At 66.0% G+C, this 2,406-nt stretch carries 1 protein-coding gene; it reads left to right on the top strand.

What is annotated here, in order from left to right:
* Nucleotides 1–2,312: aconitate hydratase (locus tag ACT6Y9_RS10420; protein ID WP_443744484.1), on the top strand; the 2,312-nt coding region annotated here is incomplete at its 5' end.
* Between the last annotated feature and the right edge of the window lie 94 nt (nt 2,313–2,406).

Here is a 2,406-nt window from a genome sequence, read left to right on the forward strand (position 1 = left end):
CCGCGCCGGCCGCCCGCGCCTGGGCCGGAACGCCCGATCCGTACTTCCAGCACCCGATCAGCCACATCGAGGAGATCCGGGCCTTCTACGCGGCCTATCCGGAACGCGTCGCCGCGGCCCGCAAGGCCCTCGGGCGCCCGCTCACCCAGACCGAAAAGATCCTCTTCGCGCACCTTCACGACCCGGCCTCGATGCGCGACTTCAAGCGCGGCACGGACTACATGTACCTGCGCGCGGACCATCTCGTCATGCAGGACCTGCTCGCGCAGACCGCGATGCTCCAGTTCATGGTGGTCGACTTCCCGAAGGTGAAGCTTCCCACCTCGATTCACTGCGACCACCTCACGCTCGCTCACGAGGGCGCGAAGAAGGACCTGATGATCTCCAACAAGCGCAATCAGGTGGTCTACGACTTCCTGCGCAACGTCGCCGACAAGTACGGCTGCGACTTCTGGGAGCCGGGCGCGGGCATCATTCATCAGGAAACGCTTGAAAACTACGCCTTCCCGGGGTGCCTGATCGCCGGCACGGACTCCCACACGCCGAACGGCTCCGGTTTGGGCGGCATGGCCGTGGGCGTGGGCGGCGCCGATGCGGTCGACTGCATGACCGGCATGGAGTGGGAGCTTCCCGTTCCGAAGGTGATCGGCGTGCACGTCACCGGTCAGCTCCACGACTGGTCCGCGCCGAAGGACATCATCCTCAAGATGCTCGGCATCCTCACGGTGAAGGGCGGCACGAACGCCGTGATCGAATACTTCGGCCCGGGCATCGAGACGATCTCCGCGACGGGCAAGGCGACGATCTCGAACATGGGTGCGGAGCTCGGCGCCACGAGCTCGGTCTTCCCCTACGACGTGCACGTGGTCGACTACCTCCTCAAGACCGGCCGCAAGGAGGTCGTCGAGCTCGCGAACAAGTGCGCCGCCGACCTGCGCGCCGACCCGGAGGTCTTTGCCCATCCCGAAAAGTACTACGACCAGGTGATCGAGCTCGACCTCTGCAAGCTCGAGCCGCAGGTCTCCGGCCCCTTCTCGCCCGACCGCGCGATGAACCTCTCCGAAATGAAGCGCAACGTCGTCGAGCGCAGCCTCTCCGACAAGGTCGAGGCCTCCCTCATCGGCTCCTGCACGAATTCGTCTTATGAAGACATCACCCGCGCCGCGGACCTCGTGCAGCAGGCGCTCGACGCGGGTTTGAAGCCCAAGTGCCCCTTCTATCTCGCTCCGGGCTCGAACCTCGTGCAGCGCACGATGGACCGCGACGGCCTCTCGGCGGTCTTTGAAAAGGCGGGCGTGACGCTCCTCGCCAACGCCTGCGGTCCGTGCGTGGGCATGTGGGCGCGCAAGGACAACCCGAAGCGCAAGAACACGATCGTCGCGGCCTTCAACCGCAACTTCAAGAAGCGCAACGACCGCAACCCGCTCACGGAGTCCTTCCTCGTCTCGCCCGACATGGCGGTCGCCTATGCCTTCTCCGGGTCGCTCAGCTTCAATCCGATGACCGACGCCATCAAGACGCCCGACGGACGCGACTTCTTCTTCCGCGCCGCCCACGGCACGGAGCTCCCGCTCAAGGGCTACGCCGCGGCCGAAACGGGCTGCCGTCATCCGACCTTCCAGGTGAAGGAGATCGTGCTCGGCCGGGACCAGGACCGCCTCGCCTACATCGACACCTGGCCCGCCTGGGACGGGAAGGACTTCGAGGCGCTCCCGCTCCTCATGAAGGTGAAGGGCAAGTGCACGACCGACCACATCTGCCCGGGCCGCATCGAGTACGTGGGCAACATCCCGAAGATGGCCGAAGCGACGCTTTCGGTCGCCGTGAACGCCTTCGTTCCCGACCAGCCCGATCACGTCTGGAGCCAGGAGACGAAGCACTACGACACGGTCTTCAAGGTCGCCATGGGCTACAAGGCGAAGGGCGAGTCCTCGGTGATCGTCGCCGACGAAAACTACGGCGAGGGGTCTTCGCGCGAGCAGGCCGCGCTCCAGCCGCGCTACATGAACGTGAAGGCGGTCATCGCCCGGAGCTTCGCGCGCATTCATGAGGCGAACCTCAAGAAGCAGGGGCTTCTCGCGCTCACCTTCGTCAACCCGGCCGACTACGACCTGATCCGCGAGAAGGACCGCATCTCGATTCACGGCCTCAAGGACCTCGCCCCCGGCAGGACCCTCCGCGCCACGGTGCTCCACGAGGACGGCACGAAGAGCGACTTCGAGCTCGCGCACAGCCTCAACGAACGCCAGATCGCCTGGTTCCGCGCCGGCTCTGCGTTGAACCTCCTGCGCGAGGAGGCGAAGAAGGCCTAAGGCACCCGCCGGAGACGGACTCGGCCTCTTCTCCTGCGCACCGCCCCCGGGATCCCTCCCGGCGTTCTCCCGCCCGGGGGAGCGCGGCGTTTTC

The sequence above is a fragment of the Sutterella sp. genome (genome assembly GCF_052272535.1).
Taxonomy (GTDB): domain Bacteria; phylum Pseudomonadota; class Gammaproteobacteria; order Burkholderiales; family Burkholderiaceae_F; genus Sutterella.